The 6,797-nt window shown below is 65.8% G+C and carries 5 protein-coding genes; 2 read left to right on the top strand and 3 right to left on the bottom strand.

Translation table 11 applies throughout. The features are described from left to right. Both ABYB95_RS13945 and ABYB95_RS13940 read left to right on the top strand, forming a co-directional pair. Window positions 1–677: amidohydrolase family protein (locus ABYB95_RS13945; RefSeq protein ID WP_372659167.1), on the top strand; the 677-nt coding region annotated here is incomplete at its 5' end. 33 nt (window positions 678–710) lie between these two features. After that, a complete protein-coding gene (locus ABYB95_RS13940) occupies window positions 711–1,712 on the top strand; it encodes a Bug family tripartite tricarboxylate transporter substrate binding protein (protein WP_372659166.1) in 1,002 nt (333 codons plus the stop codon). 55 nt (window positions 1,713–1,767) lie between these two features. On the opposite strand, the gene ABYB95_RS13935 is transcribed toward ABYB95_RS13940, so the two are convergent. The 3 genes from ABYB95_RS13935 to rnhA form a co-directional block, all read right to left on the bottom strand. After that, a complete protein-coding gene (locus tag ABYB95_RS13935; RefSeq protein WP_372659165.1) occupies window positions 1,768–4,863 on the bottom strand; it encodes an efflux RND transporter permease subunit in 3,096 nt (1,031 codons plus the stop codon). Between the two features lie 33 nt (window positions 4,864–4,896). Continuing rightward, window positions 4,897–6,147, bottom strand: a complete 1,251-nt coding sequence (locus tag ABYB95_RS13930; protein WP_372659164.1) for an efflux RND transporter periplasmic adaptor subunit — start codon at window positions 6,145–6,147, stop codon at window positions 4,897–4,899. A gap of 156 nt (window positions 6,148–6,303) precedes the next feature. After that, the gene (gene rnhA, locus ABYB95_RS13925; RefSeq protein ID WP_372659168.1) at window positions 6,304–6,768 is read right to left on the bottom strand and encodes a ribonuclease HI; all 465 of its coding nucleotides are present in this window, start codon (window positions 6,766–6,768) and stop codon (window positions 6,304–6,306) included. Window positions 6,769–6,797 lie beyond the last annotated feature (29 nt).

Raw genomic sequence — 6,797 nt, 5'->3', positions numbered from 1 at the left:
GCCTCTGCGCCTTTGCGCCCCAGGCCCCGCAGGCGGCTGCGCGGGAAATCGAGCGCAGCGTGAACCGCCTCGGGCTCAAGGGCGCGCTGGTGAATTCACACACCCAGGGCCGCTACCTCGACGACCCCGAGTACTGGCCCATCTTTGAGGCATGCGAAGCGCTGGACGTCCCTTTGTACATACACCCCAACACGCCGTCGCCGCAAATGATCCAGCCGTTCTTGACGCGCTGCCTGGACGCGGCCATCTACGGCTTCCAGGTGGAAACCGGTCTCCACGTTTTGCGCCTGATCCTGAGCGGCCTGTTCGACCGCTTTCCCAAACTCCAGATCGTATTGGGCCACCTCGGCGAGGGCCTGCCCTTCTGGCTGTACCGCATCGACTTCATGCACGCCGGCATCGTGCGCGCCGACCGCAGCCCTGGCGCACAAGCGCTCAAGCGCCGCCCTAGCGACTACCTGCGAGAGAACTTCCACTTCACCAGCAGCGGCATGCCCTGGGAGCCGGCGGTGAGCTTCGTGCAGCAGACCATGGGCCATGATCGGGTGATGTATGCCATGGACTACCCGTACCAATACGTGGCCGAAGAGGTCCGCGCCATGGACCAATTGCCGCTCACGCTGGAACAGAAACGGCAGTTCTTCCAGACCAACGCCGAGCGGCTTTTCAAGCTCTAGGCCGTCCATTCAAAACCACCGAGGAGACACCACATGAACCCCAACCACCATCACCCCCGCCGCACCCTGCTCGCGCTGGGCTGCGCCACACTGGTCGCGGCCGCTACCGCGTGGCCGCTGCAAGCCGCAGCACAGAGCTGGCCGGCCAAGCCCATCCGTCTGGTGGTCACTTTTCCTTCGGGCGGCAGCAGCGACGCCGCCGCCCGCATCGTCGCCCCGCGCCTGGCCGAGCGGCTGGGCCAGCCGGTGGTGGTGGACAACCGGCCGGGCGCCGGTGGCGGCATCGGGCTGGATCTGGTCGCCAAGTCCGCACCCGATGGCTACACCATCGTCTTGGCGTCTGCTGGCGGCCTGACCGCCAACCCATCGCTGTACAAAAATCTGCCCTACAACCCGACGCGCGACTTCGCGCCCATCACGCTGTTCGGTACCAGCCCGTTCGTGCTGCTGTCCGCAACCACGCTGGCGGCAGAAAACGTGCGCGACGTGATTGAAATGGCCCGCAAGCAACCGGGCAAGCTGAGCTATGCGTCGGGAGGCAACGGCACGGCCATGCACCTGTCCGGTGAGCTGATGAAATCCATGAGCCAAACCCGCATCTTGCACATCCCCTACCGGGGCAGCGCCCCGGCTGTGCTGGCGGTGATGACGGGTGAAACACAGCTGGCGATTGCCGACGTGGCCAGCGCGGCGGGGCAGATCAAGGCGAACCGGGTGCGCGTGCTGGGGGTGATGGGCAAACAGCGGTCGGCGCTCGCGCCCGACCTGCCCACGCTCGCCGAATCCGGCCTGCCAGGCTTCGAGTCGTCCGGCTGGTTTGCCATTCTGGCGCCGGCCGGCACGCCGCCTGCCGTCGTGTCCCGGCTCAATGCCGACATCACCGAGGTGCTGCGCTCCGCAGAAATCCGCGAACGTTTTGCCACGGCGGGGCTGGAACCGCTGCCCAGCACACCGGAAGAATTGGCCCAGCTGATGCAGAGCGAAGCCACGAAATGGGCCAAAGTGATCAAGGAATCCGGCGCCCGTATCGACTGAACGCCCAAGGCTTTCAAGACCCAAAGAGCGCGCACCCCAGGTGCGCGCTCTTTTTTCAACCGGCTTCGGTGGCCGGTTCGCCCTGCGGGCCGTGCGCCGTGCCGACCGGCACCGGGCGCGCGCCTGCCTTGTGCCTGCGCGACAGCAGGCTGTACATGGTTGGCACCACAAACAAGGTGAGCAAGGTGCCCAGGCTCATGCCACCCACAATCACCCAACCAATCTGCTGCCGGCTTTCGGCGCCGGCACCGGTGGCCAGCGCCAAGGGCATGGCGCCCAGCACCATGGCGCCGGTGGTCATGAGAATGGGGCGCAGCCGCAGTGCCGCCGAGCGCTGCACCGCCTCCAGCTTGTCCACGCCTTGCTCGCGCAACTGGTTGGCGAACTCCACGATCAGAATGCCGTGCTTGCTGATCAGGCCGACCAGCGTGATCAGTCCGATCTGGCTGAACACGTTGAGCGTGCCACCGGTGAACTTCAGCGCCAGCAAGGCGCCCAACATGGACAGCGGCACGCTCAGCAAAATGATGAAGGGGTCGACGAAGCTTTCGAACTGGGCCGACAACACCAGAAAGATGAACAGCAGCGCCAGCGCAAAAACAATCGCCAGCGAACCCGAGGCGTTGCGGAACTCGCGGCTCTGGCCGTTGAGGTTGGTGGTGTACCCCGGTGGCAACAGCTTGGCAGCGGTCTCGTCCATGAACGTCAGCGCCTCGCCCAGCGCGTAATTGGGTGCCAGGTTGGCGGTGATCGAGGCGCTGCGGCGTTGACCAAAGTGGTTGAGTTCGCGCGGCACCACCACTTCCCGCAGCGTGACCAGCGAGGCCAGCGGAATCATGGCATCGCCCCGCCCACGCACGAACAGGCGGTCGATGTCTTCGGGCGTGCTGCGGTTGCCCGACACGGTTTGCACCACCACGTCGTACTGTTCACCGTCGCGCTTGAAGCGCGTCACGATGCGCCCCCCCAGCATGGTCTCCACCGTGCGCGCCACCACGTCCACGCCCACGCCCATGTCGGCGGCGCGCTCGCGGTCCACGTCCATGCGGATCTCGGGCTTGTTCAACCGCAGGTCGGTATCCACCTGCACCAGGCCCGGGTTCTTGGCCAGTTCGTCCTGGAAGCGGCGCACGGTTTGCGACAGGTTTTGGTAACTGTCGGAGGTGACGATCACATAGTTGATGGGCCGCTCGCGAAAGCCCTGACCCAACGAAGGCGGCGTGATGGGGAAGGCGCTGATGCCGGGCAGACCCGCCAGGCGCGGCGCGATGGCGCGCGCGATGTCCTGTGTGCTGCGGTTGCGCTCTTCCCAGGGTTTGGCACGCAGAAACACATTGCCCTGGGCCACCGAAGGGTTGCCCACGTTGCTGAAAATACGGTCGAATTCGGGGTAGTCCTGACCGATGCGTTCGATCGCCTCGGCGTAACGGCGGGTGTAGGCCAAGGTGGCGCCGTCGGGCCCGTTGATCGAGGCCAGGATCACGCCCCGGTCTTCGATGGGCGCGAGTTCCTGACGCGTGGTCTGCAGCAGCCACCAGCTGCCTGCGGCGCTGGCCAACATCACACCCACCACCAACCAACGCACGCGCAAGGACCACGCCAGCAAGCGGCGATAGCCAGCGGTGATGGCCAACAGCACCGACTCCATGCCGCGGTCAAAACGCCCGGGCTTGGGGTTGTGGCGCAGCAGCTTGGAACACATCATGGGCGAGAGCGTGAGCGCCACAAAACCCGAGACCACCACCGCCCCCGCCAAGGCCAGCGCAAATTCGGCAAACAAGCGCCCCGTGCGCCCCGGCGCAAAAGCCAGCGGCGCGTAGACCGCCGCCAGAGTCAGGGTCATGGCCACCACGGCAAAGCCGACTTCGCGCGCGCCCGTGATCGCCGCCTCGAACGGCTTCATACCGGCCTCGATGTGGCGGTAGATGTTCTCCAGCACCACGATGGCGTCGTCCACCACCAGCCCAATCGCCAACACCAGGGCCAGCAGGGTCAGCGTGTTGATGCTGAAGCCGAACAAGGCCATCAGGGCAAAGGCGCCGACCAAGCTGACGGGGATGGTCACCAGCGGGATGATGGACGCGCGCAAGGTGCGCAGAAAAACAAAGATCACCAGAGCCACCAGCACCACCGCTTCGGCGATGGTGGTGTACACCGCCTTGATGGAGCGGTCGATGAACACCGAGTTGTCGTTGGCGATGTCCACCGTCACACCCGGTGGCAGGTCTTGCCGCAGCTTGTCCAGCAGCAGGCGCACCCCGGCCGACAATTCCAGCGGATTGGCGGTGGCCTGCCGAATCACCCCCAGCGACACCGCGTCGCGGCCGTTCAACCGCACCGAGGTGCGTTCGTCCTGCGGTGCCTGCACCACGCGCGCCACGTCGCCGATGCGCACCGGCTGGCCCTTGATGGTGCGGATGGTCACATCGGCAAACTGCTCCGGGGTCTGCAGGTCGGTGGCGGCGGTGACGTTGAATTCGCGCAGCGTGCTCTCGATCCGGCCGGCCGGCACCTCCAGGTTGGAGCGGCGCAGCGCGTCCTCCACGTCCTGCACCGACAGGCTATAGGCGGCCAGGCGGTCCGGGTCTATCCACAAACGCATGGCGTACTTGCGTTCGCCATACACCCGCACGTCGGCTGCGCCCGGTGCGGTCTGCAGCAAGGGTTTGGCCAGGCGGTTGGCGAAGTCGCTGAGTTCCAGCGCACTGTGGGTGTCCGACGTCAGTGCCAGCCAGATCACAGGGAAAGCATCGGCTTCCACCTTGGCGATCACCGGTTCATCGATGCCCTGGGGCAGGCGCTGGCGCACCCGGCTCACCTTGTCGCGCACGTCGGCGGCGGCAGAGTCTGGGTCGCGCTCCAGCTGGAAGCGCACCGTGATCTGGCTTTGCTCCTGGCGGCTGATCGAACTGATCACGTCCACCCCTTCGATGCCGGCCAGCGAGTCTTCCAGTGTCTTGGTGACCTGGGACTCGACGACTTCGCTCGATGCACCGACAAAGCGGGTCGAGACGGTCACATTGGGCTCGTCGATCTTGGGGTACTCGCGCACCGTCAAGCCGTTGAAGGCGACCAGCCCCACCAGCAGGATCAACAGAGACAACACGGTGGCGAACACTGGGCGCCGGATCGCAATTTCAGGCAGTTGCATGTGCGTGGCTCCGCAACAGAATGGGAAGGATCTTCAGCGGGCGCTCGGCGTGGCTTTTTCGGCCTTGTCGGCTTTGTCAGCTGGCTCCGCCTGACCAGGCTTTGGCGGTTTGCCCGCGCCCTTCTGGCCGGCGGGTTTGCTCATGTCCACCACGCGCACCGCCGTGCCGTCGCGCTGCAAACGCTGCTGCCCGGCCAGCACCACGGTATCGCCTTCGGACAAACCGCTGAGCACCTGCACATCCGAGCCGCGCCGCACCCCGAGTTGCACTTCCGTGCGGCGCGACAAGCGCTTCTTCGCGTCGCCCTCGCCCTGCTCTTCCAGCAGAAAAACGAATTGTTTGCCGCCCTGCGGCACGATGGCCTCTTCGGGCACCACCAGCGCGGCCTCGTTGACCGAGAACACAATAAGCACGCGCGCGAACATGCCCGGTCGCAACTCAGCACTTTTGACCGACGGCAGCACCGCGCGCACCGCCACCGAGCGCCCGTTGGCGTCCAGCAGCGGGTCGATGGCTTTCACCTGGGCTCTGAAGTTTTGTCCCGGCAAGGCGTCGAGCTGCACCTGCACCGTTTGGCCGGGCGCGATGCGCGTCTGGTAGCGCTCGGGCAGACGGAAGTCCACCGTCAGCGCCGAAGTGTCTTCCAGGTTCACCAGATCGGCACCGTCCTTGACGTATTCACCCAGGTTGACACTGCGGATGCCCACGGTGCCGTCGAACGGCGCGAGTATGCGCATGCGCGAGAGCCGGGCCTGCGCCAACGCCACCTGGGCCTCGGCCACCTGCAGATTGGCCTGGCTTTCATCGACCACGCGCTGGGCCACAAAGTTTTCAGCCACCAGTTCCTGGTTGCGTTTGAGGTTGGCGCGCGCAATCGACAGCTGGGCCTGCGCCTGGCTGAGCTCGGCGCGTTGCAACACATCGTCCAGAGCCACCAGCAACTGGCCTTTGCGCACCGCCGCGCCGTCGGCAAAAGCAATCTGGGCGACTCGCCCGCTGACCTCGGGCCGCAACACCACGCTCTGGCGCGAACGCAGCGTGCCCACGGCCTGGGCATCGTCCTGCAAGCGGGCGGTCTTGACCCGCGTCACCTCCACGCTCGGCGTGGGGCCTTCACCGGTGGCACGTCCGCCGCCACCGGCGCCAGGCGCCGCTGCCCTGGATTCGCCCACCGCACCGCCCGCAGGGGCCGGGACCGCACGGTGCTGCAACCACCAGGCAGCGCCCGAGGCCAAGCCGATGCCCACAACAGCCACCACCCAATACAAGCGCTTGTTCGCCATGGTTTGAATCGTTCCGGAAAAAGGAGGATCGGACGCCAGCCCAACGGGTGCCCGGACACATCAGACGAAATGTAACCGTCCAGACACCTTTCTGGTGTCAGAAGTTCCAACAATCTGCGCCTGCCCTTGTAAGCGCCACAGGCCACCAGCCCGTGTTCAGCGGGGAACGCCCCGGTTGGCCAGCGCATCGGCGCGTTCGTTGCCAGGGTCGCCTGCGTGACCCTTGACCCAATGCCATTCGATCTGGTGCACACCACCGTGCACCAGGGCATCGAGCTTTTGCCACAAATCGGCGTTCTTGACCGGCTGTTTGGCCGCCGTTTTCCAGCCCTTGGCCTTCCAGCCATGGATCCACTCGGTGATGCCTTTGCGCACGTACTCGCTGTCCAGGTACAGCGACACCTTGCACGGCCGTTTGAGCGCGGCCAGCGATTCGATCACCGCGGTCAGTTCCATGCGGTTGTTGGTGGTTTCGCGCTCACCGCCCCAGAGTTCTTTTTCGCTCGGGCCCGACTTCAAATACACCCCCCAACCGCCCGGCCCCGGGTTGCCCTTGCAGGCGCCGTCGGTGTAGATCTCGACCGTGCGCGCGCCGGCGCCGGTGGTTGGTGTGTCGGTCATGGGGTCCTGGTCGGAGCGCGGCGCCGCAG

This window comes from Hydrogenophaga sp., from assembly GCF_041633695.1.
In the GTDB taxonomy this organism is placed as follows: domain Bacteria; phylum Pseudomonadota; class Gammaproteobacteria; order Burkholderiales; family Burkholderiaceae_C; genus Hydrogenophaga.
Note: the sequence above shows the minus strand (reverse complement) of the source record. Positions and strands in the feature narration are given on the sequence as shown.

What these genes read in the sequence shown, in the direction of transcription:
- ABYB95_RS13935 (WP_372659165.1), bottom strand. Translation starts at nt 4,863, where the DNA reads ATGCAACTGCCTGAAATTGCGATCCGGCGCCCAGTGTTCGCCACCGTG.
- ABYB95_RS13940 (WP_372659166.1), top strand. Translation starts at nt 711, where the DNA reads ATGAACCCCAACCACCATCACCCCCGCCGCACCCTGCTCGCGCTGGGC.
- rnhA (WP_372659168.1), bottom strand. Translation starts at nt 6,768, where the DNA reads ATGACCGACACACCAACCACCGGCGCCGGCGCGCGCACGGTCGAGATC.
- ABYB95_RS13930 (WP_372659164.1), bottom strand. Translation starts at nt 6,147, where the DNA reads ATGGCGAACAAGCGCTTGTATTGGGTGGTGGCTGTTGTGGGCATCGGC.